At 71.3% G+C, this 24,914-nt stretch carries 28 protein-coding genes; 19 read left to right on the top strand and 9 right to left on the bottom strand.

From position 1 onward, the window contains the following. Positions 1-46 precede the first annotated feature (46 nt). Positions 47-1,157, top strand: a protein-coding gene (gene prfB / locus WG212_RS11755) for a peptide chain release factor 2 (protein ID WP_337187286.1) whose coding sequence is annotated in 2 segments (ribosomal slippage) — positions 47-115 and positions 117-1,157 — 1,110 coding nt in all. Because the reading frame shifts where the segments join, the coding sequence is not laid out codon by codon here. 36 nt (positions 1,158-1,193) lie between these two features. Here the strand turns inward: prfB and WG212_RS11750 are convergent. The 4 genes from WG212_RS11750 to tyrS form a co-directional block, all read right to left on the bottom strand. Continuing rightward, positions 1,194-1,628 carry a polymer-forming cytoskeletal protein gene (locus WG212_RS11750; protein ID WP_337187285.1) on the bottom strand — a complete coding sequence of 145 codons (435 nt, stop codon included), beginning with the start codon at positions 1,626-1,628 and terminating at the stop codon, positions 1,194-1,196. Then, positions 1,609-2,763, bottom strand: coding sequence for a M23 family metallopeptidase (locus WG212_RS11745; protein ID WP_337187284.1), 1,155 nt, complete (start codon positions 2,761-2,763; stop codon positions 1,609-1,611). The genes WG212_RS11750 and WG212_RS11745 overlap by 20 nt, the downstream gene beginning before the upstream one ends. Before the next feature lie 106 nt (positions 2,764-2,869). Beyond that, positions 2,870-3,331: a peroxiredoxin gene (locus tag WG212_RS11740; RefSeq protein ID WP_337187283.1), complete on the bottom strand. Its 462-nt coding sequence runs from the start codon at positions 3,329-3,331 to the stop codon at positions 2,870-2,872. A 40-nt stretch (positions 3,332-3,371) separates the two neighbouring features. Continuing rightward, a complete protein-coding gene (tyrS, locus tag WG212_RS11735) occupies positions 3,372-4,628 on the bottom strand; it encodes a tyrosine--tRNA ligase (protein ID WP_337187282.1) in 1,257 nt (418 codons plus the stop codon). A 248-nt stretch (positions 4,629-4,876) separates the two neighbouring features. On the opposite strand from tyrS, the gene WG212_RS11730 reads away from it, so the two are divergent. Together WG212_RS11730 and WG212_RS11725 are read left to right on the top strand one after the other, a co-directional pair. Then, a complete protein-coding gene (locus WG212_RS11730; RefSeq protein ID WP_337187281.1) occupies positions 4,877-6,001 on the top strand; it encodes an anhydro-N-acetylmuramic acid kinase in 1,125 nt (374 codons plus the stop codon). 11 nt (positions 6,002-6,012) lie between these two features. Then, the gene (locus tag WG212_RS11725) at positions 6,013-7,323 is read left to right on the top strand and encodes an amidohydrolase (RefSeq protein WP_337187280.1); all 1,311 of its coding nucleotides are present in this window, start codon (positions 6,013-6,015) and stop codon (positions 7,321-7,323) included. Between the two features lie 67 nt (positions 7,324-7,390). Here the strand turns inward: WG212_RS11725 and phhA are convergent, their stop codons facing one another. Next, positions 7,391-8,260, bottom strand: coding sequence for a phenylalanine 4-monooxygenase (gene phhA, locus WG212_RS11720; protein WP_337187279.1), 870 nt, complete (start codon positions 8,258-8,260; stop codon positions 7,391-7,393). A gap of 105 nt (positions 8,261-8,365) precedes the next feature. After that, a complete protein-coding gene (hspQ, locus tag WG212_RS11715; RefSeq protein ID WP_337187278.1) occupies positions 8,366-8,695 on the bottom strand; it encodes a heat shock protein HspQ in 330 nt (109 codons plus the stop codon). A gap of 162 nt (positions 8,696-8,857) precedes the next feature. Between hspQ and WG212_RS11710 the strand changes: the two genes are divergently transcribed. Then, positions 8,858-9,970, top strand: coding sequence for a Ppx/GppA phosphatase family protein (locus WG212_RS11710; protein WP_337187277.1), 1,113 nt, complete (start codon positions 8,858-8,860; stop codon positions 9,968-9,970). After that, positions 9,967-10,671, top strand: a complete 705-nt coding sequence (locus WG212_RS11705) for an RlmE family RNA methyltransferase (RefSeq protein WP_337187276.1) — start codon at positions 9,967-9,969, stop codon at positions 10,669-10,671. The genes WG212_RS11710 and WG212_RS11705 overlap by 4 nt, the downstream gene beginning before the upstream one ends. 9 nt (positions 10,672-10,680) lie before the next feature. On the opposite strand, the gene WG212_RS11700 is transcribed toward WG212_RS11705, so the two are convergent. Both WG212_RS11700 and WG212_RS11695 read right to left on the bottom strand, forming a co-directional pair. Continuing rightward, a complete protein-coding gene (locus tag WG212_RS11700) occupies positions 10,681-11,550 on the bottom strand; it encodes a sulfurtransferase (RefSeq protein WP_337187275.1) in 870 nt (289 codons plus the stop codon). A 64-nt stretch (positions 11,551-11,614) separates the two neighbouring features. Further along, the gene (locus tag WG212_RS11695; RefSeq protein WP_337187274.1) at positions 11,615-12,520 is read right to left on the bottom strand and encodes a LysR family transcriptional regulator; all 906 of its coding nucleotides are present in this window, start codon (positions 12,518-12,520) and stop codon (positions 11,615-11,617) included. Positions 12,521-12,574: 54 nt separating this feature from the next. Between WG212_RS11695 and WG212_RS11690 the strand changes: the two genes are divergently transcribed. The 8 genes from WG212_RS11690 (at position 12,575) to WG212_RS11655 (ending at position 20,667) form a co-directional block, all read left to right on the top strand. Continuing rightward, the gene (locus WG212_RS11690; RefSeq protein WP_337187273.1) at positions 12,575-13,372 is read left to right on the top strand and encodes a class I SAM-dependent methyltransferase; all 798 of its coding nucleotides are present in this window, start codon (positions 12,575-12,577) and stop codon (positions 13,370-13,372) included. Next, positions 13,369-14,559, top strand: a complete 1,191-nt coding sequence (locus WG212_RS11685) for an MFS transporter (RefSeq protein ID WP_337187272.1) — start codon at positions 13,369-13,371, stop codon at positions 14,557-14,559. Before WG212_RS11690 ends, WG212_RS11685 begins: the two co-directional genes overlap by 4 nt. A gap of 71 nt (positions 14,560-14,630) precedes the next feature. Beyond that, on the top strand, positions 14,631-16,091 hold the full coding sequence (guaB, locus tag WG212_RS11680) for an IMP dehydrogenase (protein ID WP_337187271.1): 1,461 nt from the start codon (positions 14,631-14,633) through the stop codon (positions 16,089-16,091). 24 nt (positions 16,092-16,115) lie between these two features. Continuing rightward, positions 16,116-16,520: an MAPEG family protein gene (locus WG212_RS11675; RefSeq protein ID WP_337187270.1), complete on the top strand. Its 405-nt coding sequence runs from the start codon at positions 16,116-16,118 to the stop codon at positions 16,518-16,520. Between the two features lie 4 nt (positions 16,521-16,524). Beyond that, positions 16,525-17,802, top strand: coding sequence for an RsmB/NOP family class I SAM-dependent RNA methyltransferase (locus WG212_RS11670; RefSeq protein ID WP_337187269.1), 1,278 nt, complete (start codon positions 16,525-16,527; stop codon positions 17,800-17,802). A 184-nt stretch (positions 17,803-17,986) separates the two neighbouring features. Further along, positions 17,987-19,561 (top strand): glutamine-hydrolyzing GMP synthase, encoded by a 1,575-nt coding sequence (gene guaA / locus WG212_RS11665; protein WP_337187268.1) that lies wholly within the window; start codon positions 17,987-17,989, stop codon positions 19,559-19,561. A 5-nt stretch (positions 19,562-19,566) separates the two neighbouring features. Beyond that, positions 19,567-20,016, top strand: coding sequence for a ribose 5-phosphate isomerase B (rpiB, locus tag WG212_RS11660; RefSeq protein WP_337187267.1), 450 nt, complete (start codon positions 19,567-19,569; stop codon positions 20,014-20,016). Between the two features lie 96 nt (positions 20,017-20,112). After that, a complete protein-coding gene (locus tag WG212_RS11655) occupies positions 20,113-20,667 on the top strand; it encodes a 2'-5' RNA ligase family protein (RefSeq protein ID WP_337187266.1) in 555 nt (184 codons plus the stop codon). Here WG212_RS11655 and WG212_RS11650 read toward each other — a convergent pair. Then, a complete protein-coding gene (locus WG212_RS11650) occupies positions 20,657-20,926 on the bottom strand; it encodes a DUF2164 domain-containing protein (protein WP_337187265.1) in 270 nt (89 codons plus the stop codon). The two genes, WG212_RS11655 and WG212_RS11650, sit on opposite strands and share 11 nt — an antisense overlap. 61 nt (positions 20,927-20,987) lie before the next feature. On the opposite strand from WG212_RS11650, the gene WG212_RS11645 reads away from it, so the two are divergent. From WG212_RS11645 to WG212_RS11620, 6 genes are all read left to right on the top strand, one after another. Next, complete coding sequence (locus WG212_RS11645; protein WP_337187264.1) at positions 20,988-21,335, top strand: ArsC family reductase; 348 nt, start codon at positions 20,988-20,990, stop codon at positions 21,333-21,335. 144 nt (positions 21,336-21,479) lie between these two features. Next, the gene (locus tag WG212_RS11640) at positions 21,480-21,863 is read left to right on the top strand and encodes a DUF6249 domain-containing protein (RefSeq protein WP_337187263.1); all 384 of its coding nucleotides are present in this window, start codon (positions 21,480-21,482) and stop codon (positions 21,861-21,863) included. Positions 21,864-21,891: 28 nt separating this feature from the next. Then, a complete protein-coding gene (locus tag WG212_RS11635; protein ID WP_337187262.1) occupies positions 21,892-22,503 on the top strand; it encodes a sigma-70 family RNA polymerase sigma factor in 612 nt (203 codons plus the stop codon). After that, entirely contained in the window at positions 22,496-22,870 is a 375-nt protein-coding gene (locus tag WG212_RS11630; RefSeq protein ID WP_293379116.1) for a hypothetical protein, read from the top strand. The genes WG212_RS11635 and WG212_RS11630 overlap by 8 nt, the downstream gene beginning before the upstream one ends. A gap of 1 nt (position 22,871) precedes the next feature. Then, positions 22,872-23,699 (top strand): 3-methyl-2-oxobutanoate hydroxymethyltransferase, encoded by an 828-nt coding sequence (gene panB, locus WG212_RS11625; RefSeq protein ID WP_337187261.1) that lies wholly within the window; start codon positions 22,872-22,874, stop codon positions 23,697-23,699. 188 nt (positions 23,700-23,887) lie between these two features. Further along, positions 23,888-24,868: a sensor histidine kinase gene (locus tag WG212_RS11620; RefSeq protein WP_337187260.1), complete on the top strand. Its 981-nt coding sequence runs from the start codon at positions 23,888-23,890 to the stop codon at positions 24,866-24,868. The last annotated feature ends 46 nt before the right edge of the window (positions 24,869-24,914 follow it).

The raw sequence follows: 24,914 nt of genomic DNA, 5'->3' as shown, positions 1-24,914 counted from the left end.
GCCGGGCGGGCTAGACCCGCCGGCCTTACGTATTGGGAGTCTCTCCATGAGAGCGGATGTCGAGGCCGCCAAGGCCGACATCGAGCAGTCGATCGAACTGCTCAGGAGGCGTCTTTGACTGGGAACCGGCCCTTCGAAAACTCGATGAGCTGAACGCCCGGGTCGAGGACCCGACCCTCTGGGACAATCCGGGCGAGGCGCAGGCCGTGAGCCGCGACCGCTCGCGCCTCTCGGCCCAGGTCGAGGCCGTGCAGTCGCTGGAGCGCGACCTTGCCGACGCCATCGGCTATGCCGAACTGGCCGACGAGGAAGGCGACGAGGCCAGCCTCGAAGAGGCGAGGGGGCAGCTCAAGGCCATCCGCGAGCGCGCGGGCCGGGCCGAGCTGGAGGCCCTGCTCTCGGGCGAGGCCGACGGCAACGACGCCTTCGTGGAGATCAACTCCGGGGCGGGCGGCACGGAATCCAACGACTGGGCCGGCATGCTGCTGCGCATGTACAGCCGCTGGGCCAACGCCCACGGCATGGAGGTCGAGCTGCTGGAAGAGACGCCCGGCGAGCAGGCGGGCATCAAGTCGGTCAGCCTGCAGGTGAAGGGACCCAACGCCTATGGCTGGCTGAAGACCGAGGGCGGAGTCCACCGCCTGGTCCGCATCTCGCCCTTCGACGCCGCCGCCAAGCGCCACACCAGCTTCGCGTCCGTGTGGGTCTATCCGGTGGTGGACGACACCATCGAGATCGAGATCAACCCGGCCGACGTGCGCACCGACACCTACCGGGCCTCGGGCGCGGGCGGCCAGCACGTCAACAAGACCGACTCCGCCGTCCGCCTGACCCACATCCCCACGGGGATCGTGGTGGCCTGCCAGACCCAGCGCTCGCAGCACCAGAACCGCGACCAGGCCTGGAAGATGCTGAAGGCGCGCCTCTACGAGGCCGAGCTGGAGAAGCGCGAGGCCGCCGCCCAGGCGCTGGAGGACCAGAAGACCGACATCGGCTGGGGCCACCAGATCCGCAGCTATGTGCTCCAGCCGTACCAGATGGTGAAGGACCTGCGCACCGACGTGGAGACCTCGGACACCCAGGGCGTCCTCGACGGCGACCTCGACCCCTTCATGGGCGCCGCCCTGGCCCAGCGCGTCGGCGCGACCCGGACCTGACCCCGCCGCCTGATCCTGTCGGGGGTCAGGGCGGGACTATTCCGCCGCCACGTTGAGGGGAGTGGGCGCTTCCAGAGCGGGGGTCTGTGGTGGCACCAGGGCCAGGCTGCGGCCCTCGAAGTGGGCGCCGGCCTCGATGGCCAGTTCGGTGTGGCTGATGTCGCCGTCCACGTGGGCGGTGGCCCACAGCTTGACCCGTCGGGCGCAGATCACGCCGGTGACCCGGCCGCGCACCTCGATGGCGTCTGCGTGGATGGCGCCGTTGACGCTGCCCGCCTCTCCGATGACCAGCATGCCCACGCGGACGTCGCCCTCGACGGCGCCGTCCAGATGGACGTCGCCGGACGTCTCCAGGTTGCCGGCGATGCGGACGCCCTCGGCGACCAGCGAAGCGGCGACCGGCGGCGCGGAGGCGAGTTTCCGCGGGTGGGATGGTTCTGCGGCGGTGGCCTTAGTCGCCCTGCTGAACATACTGTCCCGCCTTCAGGAAACGGCCGGGATTCTGGGCGCGGCCGTTGACCCAGACCTCATAGTGCAGGTGCGTGCCGGTCGAGCGGCCGGTGGAGCCCATCGCCGCGATCCGCTGGCCCACGGCCACCCGTTGTCCCGGCCGCACGGCGAAGCCCGAGAGGTGGGCGTAGCGGGTCTTCAGCCCGCGTCCGTGGTCGATCTCGACCACGTTCCCGTAGCCGGACCGGCGGCCGACGTATGAGACCACGCCCGGCCCGGTGGCATGGATGGGGGTCGCGTGGCCGCCGGCGAAGTCCAGACCCGAATGATACGCCGGCCGGCGGGTGAAGGGGTCGAGGCGGACGCCGAAGCCGCTGGTCTGGCGTGCGGCGCGGGTCGGGACGCCCAGCGGCAGGTCGTCCACCGCCTCGCCCAGGGACTCGGCTTCCCGCAGTTCGCGCGCGGCGCGCTGGATGCGCACGGCGAAGTCCTCGTCCACGTCCAGCACCGCGGCCAGCGCGCGCGGGTCGCGGGACTCGATCAGCGGCCCGCCCAGGGCCCCGCTGCGGTCCACGAACGACGAGGGCGAGAGGCCCGCCATGCGGAAGGCCAGCCGCAGCCGGTCGGCGCGGTCCTTGGCGAAGGAGTCGGCGGCTTCCAGAAGCTGTTCCTGGCCGATGCGCACATGCTCCACGCGGCGCAGGGGGCTGGCGTCCTGGTTGGCCAGGGCGCGGTTGATGGCGGGCGTCAGGGCCTCTGCGGCGCCCGGCGCGCCCTTGATGTCGGTGAGCAGCAGGGCCAGCGCGGCGTGCCGCTTCTCGATCGCGGCGGCCATGTCGCCGTTCGAGCCGGTGGCGGCGTTCAACCGCGCCATCGCGCTGTCCAGCCGCGCCTGCCGGTCGGCGACATAGCGTTCCGACTGGGCCTTGAGCCGCGCGATCTCGCGATCCGCCGCCGAGGCCGACATCAGGTTGACGAACAGCGCCGCCGTGCTGACGCCCAGCCACAGGGCGCCCACGGCCACGCCGCCGGCCAGGACGAGCTGCTTTCGGGTCGTCAGAACGAAGGCCTTCATGGCCCCGCCGGAACGCACATAGAGATGGCGTTCCGGAAATAGCTCTACGAGCGAGCGGCTGAGCTGAGTCAGTCGTTGCATGCGTACGCTGAAGTCCCCGCGCCCCTGGACCGCCGCGATATGCGACGACTTTTTTCCGACAGGCAACCCGTTCGGTCAAACAAACGTCGGAAAACCGACAGGCGCCTCATGCCGCCCGGGCCGCCGCCAGCACCTGGGCGGCGTGGTTCGGCACCTTCACCTTGCGCCAGGACTTCACGATCCGGCCGTCCCGGATCAGGAAGGTCGAGCGGTCGATGCCCATGTACTTGCGACCGTAGAGGCTCTTCTCCACCCAGGACCCGTAGCGCTCGACCACCGTCCCTCCGGGGTCGGAAGCCAGCACCACGCCCAGTCCGTGCTTGGTCGCGAACTTGCGGTGCGAGGCCACGCTGTCCTTGGAGACGCCCACCACCGTCACCCCCGCAGCGGCGAAGTCGTCCGCCAGGGCCGTGAAGTCCTGCGCTTCCCGGGTGCAGCCCGAGGTGTCGTCCTTGGGATAGAAATAGAGCACCAGTGTCCGGCCGGCGAAGTCCGCCAGCTTCACCCGGCCGTCGGGCGTCTCCAGGTCGAAGTCCGGCGCCTCGGCGCCATCGGCGAGTTGGGTCATCTCAAATCTCCTGTCCCGCCCCGCCTGGGAGCGGGACGTTTCACACAGGCTTGACCAGCACGATCTTCTTCTTGCCCGCGCCCAGCTTCACCACGCCGTCGACGATGTCGGCGTCGGTCACCAGGCGGTCGCCGTCGGTCTCGGCCCTGTCGTTCAGGCGCAGGCCGCCGCCCTTGGCCAGGCGGCGCGCCTCGCCCTTGGACGCCGCGAGGCCGGCCTCGACGGCGAGGGCGGCCAAGGCCACGCCGGCGTCCAGAACACCCCGGTCGACCTCGTGGGTCGGCAGGTCGTCCGACAGCCGGCCCTGTTCGAACGCCGCCGTGGCGGCCGCTTCGGCCGTCGCCGCCGCCTCGGCGCCGTGCAGCAGGCGCGTGGCCTCGTTCGCCAGCACCTTCTTGGCCTCGTTGATCCCGGCCCCCGGCAGGGCTTCCAGCCGGGCGATCTCGTCCAGCGGCAGGTCAGTGAACAGGCGCATGAAGCGGCCCACGTCGGCGTCCTCGGTGTTCCGCCAGAACTGCCAGTAGTCGTAGGGGCTGCGCAGGTCGGCGTTCAGCCACACGGCGCCGCCCAGGGTCTTGCCCATCTTCTGGCCCGAGGCGGTCGCCAGCAGCGGCGTGGTCAGGCCGAACGCCGGCTTGCCATCCACGCGGCGGATCAGCTCCACCCCGTTGACGATGTTGCCCCACTGGTCCGAGCCGCCCATCTGCAGCACGCAGCCGTGGCGGCGCGACAGCTCCAGGAAATCCACCGACTGCATCAGCATGTAGTTGAACTCGAGGAACGTCATCGGCTGCTCGCGTTCCAGCCGCAGCTTCACGCTGTCGAACGCCAGCATCCGGTTGATGGTGAAGTGGACGCCGTAGTCGCGCAGGAACTGGACGTAGCCGAACTGTTCCAGCCAGTCGGCGTTGTTGACCATCACCGCGTCGGTCGGCCCATCGCCGAAGGTCAGGAACCGGGAGAACACCGTCTTGATCGAGGCGATGTTGGCCTGGATCTGCTCGTCGGTGAGCAGCGGCCGCTGGCCCTCCTTGTCGGTGGGGTCGCCCACCTTGGTCGTCCCGCCGCCCATCAGCACGATGGGCTTGTGCCCGGTCTGCTGGAGCCGGCGCAGCGTCATGATCGAGAACAGGTGGCCCACGTGCAGGCTGGCCGCCGTGGCGTCGAAGCCGATGTAGGCCACGATCGGCCCCTTGGCGGCCAGGCCGTCCAGTTCCTCGGGATGGGTCGCCTGGTTGATGTAGCCGCGCGCCTGCAACGTCTTGAGGAACTCGGACTGGAAGGCGTCGTCGGGCATCTGCGGCGGGGTCTCTGGTGTTGGACGGGCGCGCTCTAGCACGGGGGCGGCGGTGATTTCGAGGGACATGGCGGGGTTCACGGACGGACTCCTCTGGCGATGGAGGCCGGCGCTCTGGAAGGTTCGTCGAGGCGCCGGCCGGGAAGGGCAGGCGCGTGGGATCGGTCGCCTGCTAGAGGGGCAGGCGGTAATAGCGGCCGGTGGTGGGGCGGCGGTCGATCATGCCGGCTAGCTACCCGGCGACGGACATGGCAGTCAAGGCGGCCATGCTCGTGCTCGGATTCATGACGGGAACCTCGCTCGACGCCGTCGACATGGCGGTGCTCGACACCGACGGCGAGAAGATCCTCGCCTTCGGCCCGGCCGGCGAGCGCAAGCTGACCGACGCCGTGCGCGACGTGCTTCTGGAAGCGACGCGCCAGGCGCGGGAATGGCCCCGCGGCGCGTCGGAGCCCCCAATCTTCCACCACGCCGCCCAGATGGTCGCCGAGGAGCATTTCGCCGCCGCCGAGGCCTTCCTCCAGGTTCACGGCCTGTCGTGGCCCGACTTCGACCTGATCGGCATGCACGGCCAGACGGTGCTGCACGAGCGCCCGGACGGCGACCGGCCGGGGCGTACGGTCCAGTTGGGCGACGCTGCGGTCCTGGCGCGCCTGTGCGGGCGGCCGGTGGCGTTCGATTTCCGCAGCGCCGACGTCGCGGCCGGCGGACAGGGCGCGCCCCTGGCTCCTGTCTACCATCAGGCGCGCGCCCGCGAGTCCGGGCTGGCCCCGCCGCTGGCTGTGCTCAATGTGGGCGGCGTCGCCAATCTCACCCTCTGGACCGGGCCGGGCGAACTGTCGGCCTTCGACACCGGCCCCGGCAACGGGATGATCGACCTGCTCATGCAGGCCCGCCGGGCGGGCCGCTACGACGCCGAGGGCAAGTACGCCAGCGTGGGCCGGGTGGACGAGACGGTGCTGCGCACCCTGCTGGCCCACCCCTATTTCGACGCGCCGCCGCCGAAGTCGCTGGACCGCCACGACTTCGACATGGGGCCTCTCGACGCCCTCCAGATCGAGGACGCCGCGGCGACGCTGGTGGCGTTCACCGCCGAGACCGTCCGACTGGGCCTGGAGCGCAGCCCGGTGAAGCCGTCCCAGGTGATCGTCACCGGCGGAGGTCGCCACAACCCCCAGATCATGGCCGCCCTGGCGGAGTGCGCCGGAGCCCCCGTGGTCGCGGCCGAGGAAGCGGGCTGGCGCGGCGACGCGATCGAGGCCGAAGCCATCGCCCTGCTGGCCGTCCGCAGCTTGCGCGGCCTGCCGATCTCGTTCCCGGCCACGACGGGCGTCGCTCGACCGATGACGGGCGGCCGTATCATCAGACCTTGAGGGGGAGTTCCATGACGCGACTTCGTTTGACCGGTGCGGCGCTGGCGGCGGTTCTGGCCCTCGGCGCCGGCCTGGGGGCGGGCGCCCCGGCCGCGGCCCAGGCCTTCGATCGCGCGGTCTTCGCCGCCGCCGCCAAGGTCCAGCCCAAGGTCGTCGCCTGGCGGCGCGACATCCATCAGCATCCCGAGCTGGGCAACCAGGAGGTGCGCACCGCCGCGCTGGTCGCCGACCATCTGCGCAGCCTGGGGATCGAGGTGCGCACCGGCGTCGCCAAGACCGGCGTGGTCGGCGTTCTGAAGGGCGGCCGGCCCGGCGGCGTCGTGGCCCTGCGCGCCGACATGGACGGCCTGCCGGTGGCGGAGCAGACCGGCCTGCCGTTCGCCTCGAAAGCGACGGCGACCTACAACGGCCAGACCGTGAACGTCATGCACGCCTGCGGCCACGACGCCCACGTGGCCATCCTCATGGGCGCGGCCGAGGTCCTGGCCGGCATGCGCGACCAGATACCGGGCACGGTGGTCTTCGTCTTCCAGCCGGCCGAGGAGGGGCCGCCCGTCGGCGAGGAGGGCGGGGCGCCGCTCATGCTCAAGGAAGGGGTGTTCGCCAACCCCAGGCCTTCGGCGATCTTCGGCCTGCACGTGGTGCCGGGCGAACCGGGGGCCCTGGCCTGGCGGCCGGGCCCGATGATGGCCGCGTCCGACCGCTACACCGTCACGCTCACCGGCAAGCAGACCCACGGCGCGAACCCCTGGGCCGGGATCGACATCGCCTCGATGCAGGCCGAGATCGTCCTGGCCTTCAACCAGATCGCCGCCCGCCAGATCAACGTCACCCGCACGCCCACCATCCTGACGGTGGCCACGGTCCACGGCGGGGTCCGCTACAACATCATCCCCGACGACTTCGAGCTGGCCGGCACCCTGCGCACGTTCGACCCGGCGCTGCGCAAGGACGTCATGGCCCGCGCCGAGAAGGCGGTGGAGAGCATCTCGGCCCGCTACGGCGGCACGGGAAAAATCAACTGGGGCACGCCCAACCCGGTCACCACCAACGACCCCGCCCTTTCCGCGAGGATGAAGCCGTCGCTGGACCGCGCCGCGCGCGGCAAGGTCAAGGACGACATCGACTTCATCACCGGCGCCGAGGATTTCTCCTACTACCAGCAGCAGATCCCGGGCCTGTTCTACAACCTCGGCATCGGCTTCCCGAAGGGCGTCAACCACTCGCCGTTCTTCCACGTGGCCGACGAGGGCGCGATGGAGGTCGGCGTTCGGGCCCAGGTCCTCACGGCGCTGGACTATCTGGCCGGCCAGAAGAAGTGACCTCCCGTCGTCGGACTCCGCTGCGGCGGGCCCGACGGTCGAGGACCCGATGATCGAGGGCCTGGCGCTATCGCCCGGTGAGTGGCCGGGCGCCGGCGTAGGCCTGGGTTCCGTGCGTCACGACGTGGTCGGCGGGCAGGACGGCGTCGATGGGGACGTCCTCGGCTCCGGCCAGGCGGGCGTAGAGACCGCCGAAGTCCTGGAGGGTCGCGTCGAGGAGGGTCCGCAGCGACGGGATGACGAAATACACCTGCTGGAAGTCGTCGATCCGGTAGGGGGTGCGCATCACCCGCTCGAGGTCGAAGCCCAGGCGGTTGGGCGAGGGATCGTCGAGGGCGAAGACGGATTCGGCGCGGCTGGAGACGATGCCGGCGCCGTAGATGCGCAGGCCGGCCGGCGTCTGCATCAGGCCGAACTCCACCGTGTACCAGTAGAGCCGGGCGAGCTGGTGGAGCTGGCCGCGGCCCAGCGCGCGGAGGCCGCCCTCGCCATAGGCCTGCATGTAGTCGGCGAAGGTGGGGTCGGTGAGCATCGGCACATGGCCGAAGACGTCGTGGAAGACGTCGGGCTCCTGGAGGTAGTCGAGCTGGTCGGGCCGGCGGATGAACTGTCCGGCCGGGAAGCGCCGGTTGGCCAGGTGGTCGAAGAAGACGTCGTCGGGCACGAGGCCCGGCACGGCCACGACGCTCCACCCGGTCAGGCGGCGCAGCTCCTCGCTGATGCGCGCGAAGTCGGGGATGCCGGCGCGGTGCAGGTCCAGCGCGTCCAGGCCCCGAAGGAAGGGATCGCAGGCGCGGCCGGGCAGGAGCGCGGCCTGACGCTCGTACAGCGTGACCCACACCTCGTGCTCGGCCGGGGCGTAGCGCTCCCAGTGCTGGTCGATCGTCCAGTCGGCGCGGGCGCCAGCGGGCGGCGCGATGTCGGTCGTGACGGCCATGCGCCGAGAATGGCCTCAAGCTGGCGCAAGTTCCGTTCGAAATGACCGTGAATCCGGCTTTTCGCCGGAAAAATCATGCGCCGATCGGCCGCCTTGGCGGGGGAGTCAGTGGCCGATGCCGGGGCGAAGCTTGTAGTGGCCCTCGTCGAAGGCGTCGAAGATCAGCGAGGCCTGGGGATGGCCCACCGGCTGGCCGGTTTCGTCCACCTCGAGGTTCTGCTCCGAGACATAGGCGACGTACGCCGCCTCGTCGTTTTCGGCCAGCAGATGGTAGAACGGCTGGTCCTTGTGCGGCCGGATGTGCTCCGGGATCGAGAGCCAGTACTCCTCGGTGTTCGAGAAGATCGGATCGACGTCGAAGATCACGCCCCGGAACGGATAGACGCGGTGGCGGACGACTTGGCCGATGGTGAATTTGGCGAGTCGCGTGCTCATGACCGCGAATCTAAGCCCCCCGTGCTGACTGGAAGGTGAACGTAATGCCGGCTGACCGTCATTCAACCGTCGTCTTCCGGGGGCGCGGCGTCCTTGCTACAGTCGCCTCGAAATGAGGCGCGCCCCGCCGGGGCCTGCATCTGCGTAGGACGGGTGAGGTCCATGGGGGAGGCGCTGCGCGCGCCCGCGCCGGCGAGCCGCGGCCGGGAAGGATCGGACGGCCGGGAGAGGCCGGCGGGCGAGCCGGCGTGCTATGCGGCGCTGGATCTCGGGACGAACAACTGCCGGTTGCTGATCGCCACGCCGGCGCCTCATGGTTTCCGGGTGGTCGAGGCCTATTCGCGTATCGTGCGGCTGGGCGAGGGCCTGACCCAGAGCGGTCGGTTGTCGGAGGCGGCGATGGACCGCGCGGTCGCGGCGCTGAAGGTGGCCGGCGAGAAGGTGCGCCGCCGCCGGGTGGCGAAGTTCCGCGCCATCGCCACCCAGGCCTGCCGGATCGCCGACAACGGCCAGGCCTTCGTCGATCGCGTGGCCGACGAGGCGGGCGTGCGCCTCCAGGTCATCACGCCGCAGGAGGAGGCGCGGCTGTCGGTGGCCGGCTGCCTCAATCTCCTGGATGGAAATCATGAGGCCGCTCTGGTGGTCGACGTCGGCGGCGGGTCCACCGAGCTGTCCTGGGTGGACCTCAAGGCCGCACCGCCCGTGGGTTCGCCGCCGGTGCGGGCCTGGATGTCGGCGCCGATCGGCGTCGTGACCCTGGCCGAGCGGTTCCCCGAGGGCGAGGTCGCCACCGAAGGCTGGTTCCGGCAGATGGTGGAGCATGTGAAGGACGAGATCGCCGCCTTCCGCCGGGCCGATCCCATGCGTCCGGTGTTCGAGGCCGGCCGGGCGCATCTGGTGGGGACGTCGGGGGCCATCACAAGCCTGGCCGGGCTGCACCTCGACCTGCCGCGCTATGATCGCAACCGCGTGGACGGCATCTGGATGACACGGCGCGATTGCGATGCCGCGGCGGGGCGGCTTCTGGGCCTGAGCGCCGCCGAGCGGGCGGCGCAGCCGTGCATCGGCCCCGACCGCGCCGACCTGGTGCTGGCCGGAGCGGCGATCCTTCAGGCGGTTCAGGAGTTGTGGCCGTGCGACCGGGTCCGCGTGGCCGACCGGGGCCTGCGCGAGGGCATCCTGCTGTCGCTCATGTCCGACCGCAGCGCGCGCAAGCGCCGCAGGCGCCGGCGGGGGAAGGGCGGCGGGCGCGCGCCCGCCGCGGACGCCGCATGACCGAGCCTCCCCGCAAGCGCATGGTGCGCCCGCCCAGCGGCGGGCAGGAAGGCGGTCGCGGAAAGCCCGCGCGCCTGAAGACCGCCAAGGAGCGCACCAAGAGCCAGCAGGCCTGGCTGGAGCGCCAGATCAACGACCCCTTCGCGGCCAAGGCCCGCAACATGGGCTATCGCAGCCGGGCGGCGTTCAAGATCAGCGAGATCGACGACCGCTTCCACTTCTTCCGCAAGGGCGCGCGGGTGGTGGACCTGGGCCTTGCGCCGGGCGGGTGGACCCAGGTGGCCATCGAGCGCGGGGTCACCGACATCGTGGGCGTGGACCTGCTGCCGGTCGACCCGCTGCCGCCCGCCCAGATCCTGCAGATGGACTTCACCGATCCGGCCTGCGCGCCCGAACTGATCGCGCGCCTGGGCGGACCGCCCGACCTCGTCATGTCGGACATGGCGCCCAACACGATCGGCCATCGCGAGACCGATCACCTGCGCATCATGGGCCTCATCGAGTCGGCGATCGACTTCGGCGTCGAGGTGCTCAATCCGGGGGGCGCGTTCGTGGCCAAGGCGTTCCAGGGGGGCGGCGCCGACGACCTCATGGCGCGCCTGAAGCGTCATTTCCGGGAGGTCCGGAACATCAAGCCCAAGGCCAGCCGACAGGATTCGTCGGAAGTCTTCTTCGTCGCCACCGGCTTCAGGGGACGGTGAGGACGGGCTTCAGGCGCCGGTCTCCATCGGCAGGTCGGGATCGCGCACCCATTCCGACATGGAGCCGTCATAGACGGCCACGGCGGGATGCCCCAGGCGGACGAGGGCCAGCGCGTCCATCGTGGCCGAGATGCCGCCGCCGCAGTAGCAGATGACGCGGGGTCGCTGGAGCGCGCCCGCCGCCTCGAACAGGCCACGCAGCTCGGCGTCGGGCCGGTACCGGCCGGCCTCATCCAGCAGGCCGGCGTAGGGCACGTTGACGCTGCCCTTGATGTGGCCGGGGCGGCCGTAGTTCGTCCCGGATTCGCCGCTGTGGACGCCGGGCGGAAGGGCGTTGATCGTGCAGACTCCGCCGTCGCCGATGGCGGCCAGGACCTCGGCCTTGCCGGCCCAGGCGTCCGCGCGGTCGGCGAGCGCGAGCTTCGTGGGCGGATAGCGGCGCGTTCCCGATTCCGTGGGCCGTCCTTCGGCCGTCCAGGCGACGAGGCCGCCGTCCAGCACCGCCGCGGCGTCGAAGCCCGCGGCGCGCAGCATCCACCACAGGCGCGTGGCCCACATGGGCGTCGTGCTGCTGTAGATGACGACACGGGAGTCTGCGCCGACGCCCGCGGCGCCCAGCGCCTCGGCCAGGGAGGCCGCCGGCAGGTGGGTGAAGGTGAGCGGCGAGGCCGTGTCCGAGAGGTCGGCCGCGAGGTCGAGGAAGGCGGCGCCGGGGATGTGGGCGGCCTCGTAGTCGGCGCGGCCGCTCTCGACGCGATAGGGGCCGGGCGTCGCCGGGCGCAGGTGGACCGTCGCGTCGAAGATCCGCAGGTCCGGGTCGTCCAGGTGCGCCTGGAGCCATGCCGTCGAGACCAGGCCCCGACCGTCCCATCCGTCCATTGCAAGTCCTCCCGTCGTGCTGCCTGGCGACAGGGTAGGCAGGAAGGCGTCGGGTAGGAAGGCGTCAGGCGCGAAGGGCGGGGCCGGGCGGCGGAGGCGTCTTCATCCCTTCGGCGACGAGCCAGTCGCGGAAGCGGCTCAGGGCGCGGCCTTCGGCGCCGGGCGCCGTCAGCATGGCGAAGGCGCTGCCCGACGCCAGGAAGCCGAGCGGGGCGACGAGCCGGCCCGACTGCACCTCGCCGATGCACAGGGGCCAGGAGACGACGGCTGCGCCCAGGCCGGCCAGGGCCGCGTCCTGCGCGAAGTGGACGTGGGGGAACGCCCGCTCGGCGGCGGGGGGCAGTTCGACCCCCGCGTGCTCGGCGAAGACCGGCCAGGCCTCGGGATGGGTGGCGGCGGCCAGGCGTGGCGCGCGCAGGGGATCGTTCCCGCATCGCGCCGCCATCTCGGGCGACATGACCGCGCCCAGGGCGTTGCGGATGAAGGGCGTGCAGTCCGGCGCCGTGGCGCGGGCCAGGGGCACGATGCGCACGACCGCCTGGGCGCCGCGGTGGGCCGTGGCGTGGGCGGCGAGCTCCGAGAGGTGGAGGCGCACCTCGGGATGGGCCGCCTGGAAGCCGCCCAGGCGCGGGATCAGCCATTTCACCGACAGGCTGGCGTTGACGGCGATGTGCAGGTCCTCGGCGCCGGTGCGGACGCGCCGCACGGCGCCCGCGATCTGGTCGAAGGCTTCGGTGAGCGGCGCCATCAGCTCCCGGCCGGCGTCGGTGAGCTCCAGCCGGTTCTTCGGGCCGGAGAACAGCTTCACGCCCAGGGCGGCCTCAAGCGCCTTCACCTGACGGCTGACGGCGGAGTGGGTGACGGACAGCTCCTCGGCGGCCAGCGTCACCCGGCCGGTGCGCGCCACGGCTTCGAAGGCGCGCAGGGCGTTGAGGGACGGCAGTGTTCCGGATGTGAGATTTTGGAACATCAGATGTCAGATAAGTCGATTTCCTCGCGCGGGCAATCCGGGCATAGGCTCGTCATGGAAGACCCCACGCCCCGTCAGCCTCTCGCCCGGGTGGACTACGACAAGGTCCAGCATCCGCACTACGCCCAGGGCCGCGCCCTGCCGGCCGACGCGATCGCCCGCTACATGGCCGTCTTCGCCGAACACCTGCCTGCGCGGCGGCCGCTGACCGGCGTCGATCTGGGCTCGGGGACCGGGCGGTTCACGCCGGCGCTCGCCGAGGCTTTCGGCGGTCCGATCCACGGCGTCGAGCCGGCGGACGGGATGCGCCGGGCGGCCGAGGCGGGCAGCCGGCACGACAGCGTCGCCTACGTGGCCGGCCGCGCCGAGGCGATCCCGCTGGCCGATGCTCAGGCCGACTTCGTGCTGATGTTCCTGTCCTATCACCATGTGCAGGACAAACCGGCCGCGGCGCGAGAGATCGCCCGTGTCCTGAAGCCCGGTGGCCGGCTGATCCTGCGCAGCACCTTCCGCGACCGGATTCCCGATCACTGGTGGCGGGGCTACTTCCCCGGCAGCTGGGAGGTGGAGCGCGCCATGTTCCCCAGCGAGGCCGAGGCCCGGGCGCTGTTCGAGGCGGCGGGCTTCCGAACGATGGCCTCCATCCAGATGGAGCTGCCGTTCGAGGGCGACATGGCCGCTGCGGTCGCGCGGCTGAAGTTGCGTGCGGTGTCGGTGTTCGAGCACCTTTCCGAGGCGGAACTGGTCGAAGGCTTCGCCCGGCTGGACGCCGATCTGGCGGCGGGAGCGGTCGCGGAGAAGCCCACCTATGGCGATTTCATAGTCTTCGCGCACGGCGACGGCGCGGAATGAGCGAGGGCGAAGCGCAGCGCCGGCATCCCGCCGCGGTGGTGGCCGGCCTTGGCCTGGGCCAGGTCGTGGCCTTCGCATGCAGCTTCTACCTCATGGGCGTCCTGGGCGACGCGGTGGCCCGCGACCTTTCCGTCAGCACGGCGTTCGTCTTCGCCACCGTCTCGCTGTCGCTGGCCGTCCCGGCGCTGGTGGCGCCCCGCGTGGCCCGGCACATCGACGCGCGGGGCGGGAAGCCGGTGCTGTTGTCCTCTCATGTCGTCCTGGCCGCCGGCCTGGCCCTGACCGGGGTCGCGGGGGACGGCGTGGGGCTGGCGGTCGCGATGGCGGTGGTCGGCGCCGGCCAGGCGCTGGGCCTGTCGCCCACGCCCTTCGCCATCCTGGTCCAGCTCTATGGCGAGGCCGCGCGCCGCCCGATCACCGGCGTGGCCCTGATCGGCGGGCTGGGCTCGACCCTGGGCTGGCCGCTGACCGCCGGGTTCGCCGAGGCGTTCGGCTGGCGCGGCGCCTGTTTCGCCTGGGCGGGCGTCCAACTGCTCTTCTGCCTGCCGCTCTCCGCCTGGCTCTGTCCGCGCACGCGCGGCGGTCCCCGACACGACGCGGCGACGGGCGCCGTGCGCTGGGATCGCACGATGATCCAGCTCGCTGTCCTCTTCGCCTGCGCCTGGTTCGTCTCGACCTGCATGAGCGCCCACCTGCCGCGGTTGCTGGCGCACTTCGGCCTGACGATCACCCAGGCCGCGGCGGCCGCGGGTCTGGTGGGGGTGGCGGCCGTCAGCGTGCGGTTCCTGGAGTTCACGGTGCTGCGCCGGCTGAACCCGGTGGCGACGACCCGTGCGGCGACGCTGATGCACCCGGCTGGCGTCCTGGGCCTCCTGGCCGCCGGCGGCCAGGCGGGTGGAGCCGCCCTGGCGCTGGGGCAGGGCGCCGGGAACGGGATGCTGGCGGTGGCCAAGGGCGTCCTGCCCCTCAGCCTCTACGGCGACCGCGACTATGCGTACCGCTCGGCGATCCTCGGCCGGCCGGCGCTGATCGCGCAGGTCTTCGGCCCCACCGTCTTCGCCCTGGCCCTGGAGCGTTCGCCCACGGGGGCGGTGCTCATGACCTCGGCCCTCTGCCTCGTGATGTTCGCCATGACCTTCGGCCTCGCCCGGCGCGGCCGTCCAGCACAGGAGACCGCAATCGCATGAACGCGCCCCTCAGGCCCCTTGCTCCCGACGCCGCGGCGCCCCTATACGCGTCCCGCAAAACGGAGAGTCTCATGGAGATTCGCGAAGGGCTCACCTTCGACGATGTTTTGCTCGAACCCGGGGCGTCCGACGTGATGCCCACGCAGGTGGACGTCTCCACCCGGTTCACGCGCGAAATCAGTCTGAACATACCGCTCGTGTCCGCCGCCATGGACACGGTCACCGAGAGCCGTCTGGCCATCGCCATGGCCCAGGCCGGCGGCATTGGCGTGGTGCACCGGAACCTTACGGTGGACGAGCAGGCCGACCATGTCCGCGAGGTGAAGCGGTACGAGAGCGGCATGGTCATCAACCCGCTGACCATCCATCCCGACACCACGCTGGGCGAGGTCCGCCAGATCATGGCCCGGCGGAAGATCTCGGGTTTCCCCGTGGTCGACGGCGCCGGCCGGCTGTGCGGCATCCTCACCAACCGCGACATGCGGTTCGAGGCGCGCGACGACATCCCGGCCAAGGCGCTGATGACCAAGGAAGGGCTCGTGACGGTCCGCGAGGGCGTCACCCAGGCCGAGGCGCGCGACCTGCTGCGCCGGCACAAGATCGAGCGGCTGATCGTCGTGGACGAGGACAGCCACGCCGTCGGGCTCATCACCGTCAAGGACATGGAGAAGTCCCAGGCGCACCCGAATGCGGCCAAGGACGCCCAGGGCCGCCTGCTGGTGGCCGCCGCCTCGACGGTGGGGGACGCGGGCTACGAGCGCTCGATGGCGCTGGTGGAGGCCGGCGTGGACGTGGTGGTGATCGACACCGCCCACGGCCACAACGCCGAGGTGGCCAAGGCGGTCGCCCGGGTGAAGCGCGAGAGCAACCGGGTGCAGGTGGTGGCCGGCAACGTCGCCACCTACGACGGCGCGCGGGCCCTGATCGACGCGGGCGCCGATGCGGTGAAGGTGGGGATCGGGCCGGGCTCGATCTGCACGACGCGCATCGTGGCCGGCGTGGGCGTGCCCCAGCTCACCGCCATCGCCGACGCCGTGCGCGCGGCGGCGGGCACCGACGTGCCGGTCGTGGCCGACGGCGGGATCAAGTATTCTGGCGACCTGGCCAAGGCGCTGGCCATGGGCGCCTCGGTGGCGATGATGGGCTCGGTGTTCGCCGGCGTCGACGAGGCGCCGGGCGAGGTGTTCCTGTACCAGGGGCGGTCCTACAAGGCCTATCGCGGGATGGGCTCGCTGGGCGCCATGGGCCAGGGCTCGGCCGACCGCTACTTCCAGAAGGACGTGAAGGACGCGCTCAAGCTGGTGCCCGAGGGCATCGAGGGCCAGGTGCCCTACAAGGGGCCGATCGGCCCGATCCTGCACCAGATGGTGGGGGGGCTGCGCGCGGCGATGGGCTATGTGGGCGGCGCAAGCCTGGCCGAGTTCCGAGAGCGGGCGCGGTTCATCCGCATCACCAATGCGGGCCTGCGCGAAAGCCATGTCCACGACGTGATGATCACCCGTGAGGCGCCCAACTATCCGAGCGCCGGCTAGGTCGGAGCGAGAGGGGAGACGGTCATGGGCGGCGAGGTGGCGGTGGAGCTGAAGCTCCTGGGGGTGGCGGCGATCCTGGGGCTGGTCCAGCTCCTGTGGGCGGCCGCCGCGGCGCGCCGGCAGCAGGACCTGAAGTGGGCGGCGGGCCCGCGCGACACGCCCATGCCGATCACCGGCGTGGCGGCGCGCCTGCACCGGGCGTTCTGGAACTTCGCCGAGACCTTCCCCTTCTTCGCCGCGGCGGTCCTGGGCTGCGCGGCCGCCGGGCGGCTGGGCGGAGACCTGACGGTGTGGGGCGCCGGCCTCTATGTGGCGGGACGGGCGCTCTACGCCCCGCTGTACGCCTCGGGCGTTCCGCTCGCGCGGACGCTGGTCTGGTTCGTATCCATGATCGGGCTGGCGATGCTGCTCTTCGCGCTCGTCAGGTAGTTCGATGCGTGACGGCGGGCGGTTGGCCGCGGCCATAGAGGTCCTGGACGAGATCGAGACGCGGCGTCGGCCCGTGCGCCTCGCCCTGAAGGCCTGGGGCGACGCGGCGCGCTATGCCGGCGCCAAGGACCGGGCCTGGGTCTCGGGTCTGGTGCTGGACGTGTTGCGCCGCCGCCGCTCGCTGGGCTGGCGGATGGGGCGGGACGGCTCGCGCGCCGCGGCGCTGGCGGCGCTTCGCTTCACCTGGGGTTGGCCCGTGGAACGGGTGGCCGAGGCGGCGGACGAGGCGCCGCACGGGCCGGGACCTCTCACCGACGACGAACGGGCCGCGCTGGAGTCGTCGCGCGACCTGGACGAGGCGCCGGCCTCGGTGCGCGGCGATTATCCCGACTGGCTGGACGCGGCGATGGCGCGGGCGTTCGGCGACGCGCGGGCCCAGGAGGGGGCGGCGCTGGCCGAACGGGCGCCGGTGGACCTGCGGGTCAATACGCTGAAGACCGATCCGGCGCGGGCGCTGAAGGCGCTGGGGCCCTTCGATCCGGTCGTTCCCGGGCTCGCGCCCAACGCGGTGCGCATTCCCGCGCCGGACGCGGCGGCGCGCTCGGGCGCGGTCGAGGCGATCCCGCAGTTCGGCAAGGGCTGGTTCGAGGTGCAGGACCTGGGCAGCCAGATCGCCGCCCTGGCCGCCGGCGAGGTGAAGGGCGCCCAGGTGCTGGACCTCTGCGCCGGCGGCGGCGGCAAGACCCTGGCCCTGGCGGCGGCGATGGCCAACACCGGGCAGATCTACGCCTACGACTCCGACGCGCGGCGGCTGGCCGACACGGTGCGGCGCGGCGAGCGGGCCGGGGTGCGCAGCCTCCAGGTCCGGACGCCGCTCAACAAGGACCCGCTGAAGGGCCTGGAGGGGCGGATGGACGTGGTCTTCATCGACGCCCCCTGCACGGGGACCGGTTCGTGGCGGCGCCATCCCGACACCAAGTGGCGGCTGACGCCCGAGGCCCTGGCGAAGCGGCAGGCCGATCAGGATGCGGTGCTGGACGCCGGCGCGACCTTCGTCAAGCCGGGCGGCCGGATCGTCTATGTCACCTGTTCGGTGCTGCCCGATGAGGACGAGGACCGCGTCGAAGCGTTCCTGGCCCGTGCGCCGGGCTTCGTGCGCCGACCGGCGACGGCCGACCCCGCCGTGACGCCGTTCCTCACCCCCGCCGGCGACCTGCGCCTCACCCCCCGGACCTCGGACACCGACGGCTTCTACGTCGCGGTGCTGGAGAAGGCGGGATGAGCCTTGCCATCGGTCTTCCCTGCGCGCCGCAGGCGCCCCCTATTCAAACCACGGAACACACAGAAAACACCGAACGGACCTGGGCTCAATTCCGAAGAATATCCGCGTATCATCCCGTTTTTTCTGTGTTTTATATGGTTCCAAACAGCGCCGACGCGCGAACGACCCCGACGAACGGAACGCCATGACAGACGCCCACCACGCCAAAGCCCATCATGAGCGCGTCCTGATCGTCGATTTCGGGAGCCAGGTGACCCAGCTCATCGCGCGGCGGGTGCGCGAGAGCGGCGTCTATTGCGAGATCCATCCCTACGACAAGGCCGAGGCGGCGCTGGCGGCCCTGCGGCCCCGGGCGATCATCCTCTCGGGCGGGCCGGCCAGCGTGCACGAGGCCGAGAGCCCGGCGGCGTCCCGGGCGCTGTTCGACGCCGGGGTCCCGGTGCTGGGCATCTGCTACGGCGAGCAGACCCTGTGCGCCGAGCTGGGCGGCAAGGTCGAGCCGGGCACGACGCGCGAGTTCGGCCGCGCCGAGATCGAGATCGTGCGCGAGAGCCCGCTGCTTGAGGGCCTGGGCGGCGCCGGGCACCGTGAGACCGTCTGGATGAGCCACGGCGACAAGGTGACGTCCCTGCCGCCCGGCTTCGAGACCGTGGCCGTGTCGGAGGGCTCGCCGTTCGCGGTGATCGCCGACGAGGGCCGGCGCTTCTACGGCATCCAGTTCCACCCAGAGGTGGCGCACACCCCGCGCGGCGCGCTGATCCTGCGCAACTTCACCCACCGGATCGCGGGCCTGACGGGCGACTGGACGATGGCGTCGTACCGCCAGGAGCAGGTGGCGAAGATCCGCGAACAGGTGGGCGACGCCAAGGTGATTTGCGGCCTGTCGGGCGGGGTGGATTCGTCGGTGGCCGCGGTGCTGATCCACGAGGCCATCGGGGACCAGCTCACCTGCGTGTTCGTGGACACCGGCCTGCTGCGCAAGGACGAGGCGACGCAGGTGGTGACCATGTTCCGCGACCACTACAACATTCCGCTGGTCCACGTTGACGCATCAGACCTTTTCCTGGGCGAGCTGGCGGGCGTCACCGACCCCGAGACCAAGCGCAAGACCATCGGCCGGCTGTTCATCGACGTCTTCGACAAGGAGGCCGGCAAGATCGAGGGCGCGGCCTTCCTGGCCCAGGGCACGCTCTATCCGGACGTGATCGAGAGCGTCTCGGCGCGGGGCGGCCCCTCGGCGGTGATCAAGAGCCACCACAACGTGGGCGGCCTGCCCGACTACATGAAGCTGAAGCTGGTCGAGCCGCTGCGCGAGCTGTTCAAGGACGAGGTGCGGGCGCTGGGCGTCGAACTGGGCCTGCCGCCGCCCTTCGTGGGCCGCCATCCGTTCCCCGGGCCGGGCCTGGCCATCCGCATCCCCGGCGAGATCACGCGGGAGAAGGTGGCCGTGCTCCAGGCGGCGGACGCGATCTACCTCGACGAGATCCGCAAGGCGGGCCTCTACGACTCGATCTGGCAGGCGTTCGCCGTGCTGCTGCCGGTGAAGACCGTGGGCGTGATGGGTGACGCGCGCACCTACGAGGACGTCCTGGCCCTGCGCGCCGTGACCTCGACCGACGGGATGACCGCCGACTTCTTCGAGTTCCCGTGGGAGGTCCTGGGCCGCTGCGCCACGCGGATCATCAACGAGGTGCGCGGCGTGAACCGCGTCGTCTACGACGTGACCAGCAAGCCCCCCGGCACCATCGAGTGGGAGTAGGGCGCGTGACCGACAGCAACCGCATCGTCCTGTCCAGCGACCACACCGCCATCGCGCTGCGGCAGGCGGTCGCCGCCCATGTTGCGGCCCAGGGGTGGACGGTGGTGGATATCGGGCCCACGACGCCGGAGAGCACGCCCTATCCGGAGCATGGCGCGGCGGCGGCGCGGCGGGTCGCCTCGGGCGACTGTCGGTTCGGCGTCATCCTGTGCGGCACCGGCCAGGGGATCATGATGGCGGCCAACAAGGTGAGGGGCGTCCGCTGCGGCGTCTGCTCCGACGCCTTCTCGGCCCGGATGATCCGCCAGCACAACGACGCCAACATGCTGGCGATCGGCGCGCGGGTGGTGGGCGAGGGGCTGGCGCTGGACATCGTGGACGCGTTCCTGGCCGCTCCGTTCGACGGCGGCCGGCATGCGCCGCGGGTGGAGATGATCCGGGCGCTCGAGGCGTAGCCCGCCGCCGCGCCGGCGTCGCGGGCTTCCGACGGCGGCCTGAGGCCTGCTAGACCGGCGGGCCTGGCCGGGAGGCCGTAACGCAAGGCTGCCGCCATGTCCTTCGTCGCCGGCAAGCATGTCCTCTACTTCGCGCTCCTGCCGCCGTCCGGGGCGGCCGCGGCGGCGCTGGCGATCGCCGAGACGGCGCGCCGACGGCACGGCCTGAAGGCGAAGCCCGTGGCGGCCGCCCGCCTGCACGTGTCGCTGAACGGGGTCGGCGCCTTCAAGAGACCGCCGGGCCCGGTGATCGACAAGGCGGCGGACGCCGCGAAGTCTGTGGCCGCCCGCCCGTTCACGGTCGAGTTCAACCGGCTGGCCTCGTGGACGCCGGGCGCGACGGGCCGGCCGCTGGTCCTGTGGGGCGAGGAGGGCGTGATCGGGGTGAACGGCCTTTATTCCGCGATCCACAAGGCTCTGGTGCGCTTCGGGATGGCGCCCCGGCGGGAGCCCCGTTTCGAACCGCACATGACCCTGCTGCGCGACCCCGGTGAGGCTCCCGACGAGGTCGTCCCGCCCCTGAACTGGCGGGTGACGGAGTTCGTGCTGGTCCACGCCGTCCACGGCGAGGGGCGTTACGAGGTGGCCGCCCGTTTCCCGCTCAGCGGCTGAGCGGCGCGGGGCGTTCCGAAGTCGGGCGCTCCAGCGCCAGGATGCTCTCGCCCAGCTCTTCCAGCTTCTTCCCGAGCAGGGCCTGGGCGTCGGCCAGCGCCTCGTTGTAGACGTGCGGCCCCATCGTCCCGATGATGAAGTCGGTGAGGAAGACGGCGTCGAATCCCGTCACCTCCAGGTCCAGTTCGTCCTTGAGGTAGCGTGACAGGGCCTTCGTCAGGGCCTCGTGCGTCGCCTTGGGCAGTTCGATCTTGCGCATGGAAGAGAATGCTCTGGGGCGAGGGCTTTTGGGGCGAGAATGCTTTTGGGGAGAGGGTGCTTTGGCTGCGACGCTGTACGGTATCAGGAACTGCGACACGATGAAGAAGGCCTGGACCTGGCTGGACCAGGCCGGCGTCGCCTACACGTTCCACGACTACAAGAAGAGTGGGATCGACCGCGCGACCCTTGAACGCTGGGCGGACGCGGTGGGGTGGGAAACCCTGCTGAACCGGGCCGGGACCACCTTCCGGAAGCTGCCCGAGGCGGATCGCCAGGACGTCGATCGGGACAAGGCGATCGGGCTGATGCTGGCCCAGCCCTCGATGATCAAGCGGCCGGTGCTGGAGGTGGACGGCCGTCTCACGGTGGGCTTCAAGCCCGACACCTACGCCGCCCTGGGTCTCTGAGCCGGGCGGCTTCGGCGGGCGCGGCCGGAACATGACCAAGGTTTCATGCGCGGCGCTGCATCCGTTGCCCTACGGCCGAGGCTCTAGCTGACGAGACGGGCGAGAACGGCCCGCCGACGACGAGTTGGAGATGGAGAAACTCCGATGGAAATCCTGGTCCCCCTGGCGCTGTTCGCGATGATCGCCGCGCTGGTGATCGTGCCGCGCTACTTCAAGAGCATCGAGCGCCAGAAGGTGGCGGACACCCTTCGCGTGGCGCTCGAACGGGGCGAGCCGCTGCCGCCCGAACTGATCGACGCGCTTCAGACCGATACCGGCTCGAAGGGCCTGCCGCCGTCGCCCCAGCGCGACCTGCGCACGGGCATCATCTGGCTGGGCATCGGTGTCGGCCTGGCCTGCTTCGGGGTGGCCGTCAGCTTCGAGGAGGCCGACGCCCTCTACCCGATGCTGGGCGTCTCGGCGTTCCCCATCTTCATCGGCCTGGCGTTCATCCTGCTGGGCGTCCTCGGCAAGTCGAAGTCGTCCTGAGCCGGCGCGGGAGAGGGAGAGTTCGCCCATGCCGGGGGCCGGCCACGCCATACTCGCCAGTCTGCACGACGTGGAGCTCTGCGCCCGCGCCGCGGCCGGCGAACGGCGCGCCTTCGGAGAGCTTGCGCGCCGGCATGGCTCGGCCATCCGCCATCTGCTGCGCCGCATGGGCGCGCAGGGCGCCGAAGCCGACGACGTGGCCCAGGATGCGCTGCTGGCCGCGTTCGAGCGCATCGCCGAATTCCGCGGGGAGGGGACCTTCGCGGGATGGGTCAAGCGGATCGCGGCGCGCCAGTATCTGCGGCGTCTGCAACGGGAGAAGCGGTTGGCGGGCTATGTGGCCGAGGAGGCGCGCGACGAGGCCGAGGGCGGGGCCGCAGCGGGCGCCGGCGGCGACACCGAGCGCCGCCTCGACCTGGACGAGGCGCTGAAGGCGCTGTCCCGGCCCGAGAGGATGTGCGTGTCGATGTGTTACGGCGCGGGCCTGTCCCACGCCGAGGCGGCGGACGCCTTGAACCTGCCGCTCGGAACGGTCAAATCCCATGTCAAACGTGGTCTGGAGAAGCTCCGAACGCGACTGGCGCCGCCTCCGGAACAGGCGGATGGCGCTGCGGTGGAAGGGAAGCGGGGCAATGGCTGATCTCGAATTCGAACGCCGGCTGGAGCGGCTCTTCGCCGACGCGCCCGAACTGCCCGACGCGCGTGGGTTCGCCGAGCGCATCGAACGCCGGCTCGACCGCGGCTGGAACCTGCGCCGCTGGCTCATCGGGGCTGCGGGTCTGGCCGGCGGGGTGGTCGGCGCCAGCCAACTCGTCCTGTCCAATCTCTTCGACCGCATGGAGACCGCCGAGCACTCGGCCCGTGTGCTGGGACAGGGCCTTGCGCGCGTCACACCGGCTTCCGACATGGTGTCGGCGCTCTCCGGAGGCTATGGCGTCTGGATTGCGGTCGGCCTGGCGGTGGTGACGCTGGGTTTCGCCGTCTCGCGGGTGATCGAGGAGATCTAGAGTGTCGAGTCATCGTGAACAGGCCGTGCGGCGCCTGACGGCGCCGGACATCGCCGCGCGCAAGGGGCAGACGCCCATCGTCTGCCTGACGGCCTACACGGCGCCGATGGCCGAACTGCTGGACGAGCACTGCGACCTGCTGCTGGTCGGCGACAGTGTGGGCATGGTGGTCCACGGCCTCCCCAACACCGTCGGCGTCACCATGGAGATGATGATCCTGCACGGCCAGGCGGTGATGCGCGGCGCCCGGCGGGCGATGGTGGTGGTCGACATGCCCTTCGGCTCGTACGAGGGCTCGGCCGAAACCGCCTACGCCAACGCCACGCGCATCATGAAGGAGACCGGCTGCTCGGCCGTGAAGGTCGAGGCGGGTCCCGCCGTGGCCGAGAACATCGAGTATCTGGTCAAGCGCGGGATTCCAGTGATGGGCCATGTGGGCCTCAGGCCCCAGGCGATCATGGTGGACGGCGGCTTCCGGGCGAAGGGCAAGACCAATCAGGAGCGGGTGCGCATCCTGGAGGACGCCCGTGCGGCGGCCGAGGCGGGCGCCTTCGCCGTGGTGGTGGAGGGCGTGGCCGAGGGCCTGGCCCGCGAGATCACCGAGACGATCGAGGTTCCCACCATCGGCATCGGGGCCTCGGCCGGCTGCGACGGCCAGATCCTGGTCACCGACGACATGCTGGGTCTGTTCGACTGGACGCCCAAGTTCGTGCGCCGCTATGGCGACATCCGCGGCCAGATCGCCCAGTCGATCGCCGCCTATGCGGACGACGTGCGCAACCGGCGCTTCCCCGGGCCCGCCGAGATCTACTTCGCCAAGGCCGGCTGACCTCGGGAGGATCGACCGGACTTGCGACGGGGGCCCGGCGTTCGTTGCGTCGTCTTGCCGACGGCCACGGTGCGCGCGGAGGGCTAAGACGTCGCGTGTGGGGAGCCTCCCGCAAACTTGAGGTTGCGCCGAAGCCCGTCACGGGCCTTGATGCCTGCAGGGAGATGCATGTGGCTTGGCGAGCCTGGTTGCCCGAAAGGGCGCCCCCACCGTGGCGGTCCATCGCGCTGGGCGCTGTGTTCGGCGGTGTCGCGGTCGGCATCCGTGTGGTCGCCGACACCCTGCTGGGTGGAAACGTCCCGTTCCTGCCCATGTTCCCGGCCCTGCTGCTGGCGGCCATCCTCGGCGGATATGTCGGCGGGAGCGCCTGCCTGGTCGTCGGTGGAGCCGGCGCGGCGCTCTTCCTGCTGCCGGTGTCGGCCGACACGCTGGCGGTTCATCTCGGCTTCTGGACGGCCGGCGCGCTGGTCGTCGCCGTCGCCGCCGGCATGGCCGACAGCGTCCGGAAGCTCCGGCTCAGCGAGGCGCGTCTGGGAGAGGCTCAGGCGCAGCTCCGGACGCTGGTCGGCGAACTGGCCCACCGCAATCGCAACGCGCTGTTCGTGATCATGGCCATCGTCCGCCAGAGCGCGCGAAACGCCGCCTCTCCTGCCGAGGCCGAAACGGTCATCAACGCCCGCCTGGAAGCGCTTCTGCGGGCGCAGGATCTCGTCGTGCAGGATGAAGGCGGGGCGCCCGACCTGCATCGGGTCGTCGCGCTGGCGCTGGCGCCGTTCGACCGCGAACGTTTCGACATCGCCGGCCCGCCGTTCCGGATTTCCGCCGAAGTGGCGGCCGGCCTGGCGTTGCTGTTCCACGAACTGGCCACCAACGCGGTGAAGTACGGCGCGCTGGCGGCGCCGCAGGGCCGCATCGCGGTGCGGTGGTCCGTCGAGGGCGACGGCGCGCGGCTCGATTGGGTGGAGCGGGGCGGGCCGCCCCTGACCCCGCCGTCCCGGCAGGGCTTTGGCGCACGGCTGTTCGAGGTGGTGCTCAGGCCCCAGGGCGGAAAGGCCGAGCGACGGTTCGAGCCCGAGGGCGTGGTCTGCGAACTGAGCATTCCGGCCGCCGACGCCGACGCCCCGGCGGTGGCTCCGGGAACGCCGTACGCCACGACGCTGAGCGGATGAGTCGGGTGGCCCCTTCCGAAGGCTTGAGGCGCCGGGCGGCGCGCTA

The sequence above is a fragment of the Phenylobacterium sp. genome (genome assembly GCF_037189685.1).
Classification (GTDB): Bacteria; Pseudomonadota; Alphaproteobacteria; order Caulobacterales; family Caulobacteraceae; genus Phenylobacterium.
This window is presented reverse-complemented; position numbering and strand designations above follow the sequence as displayed.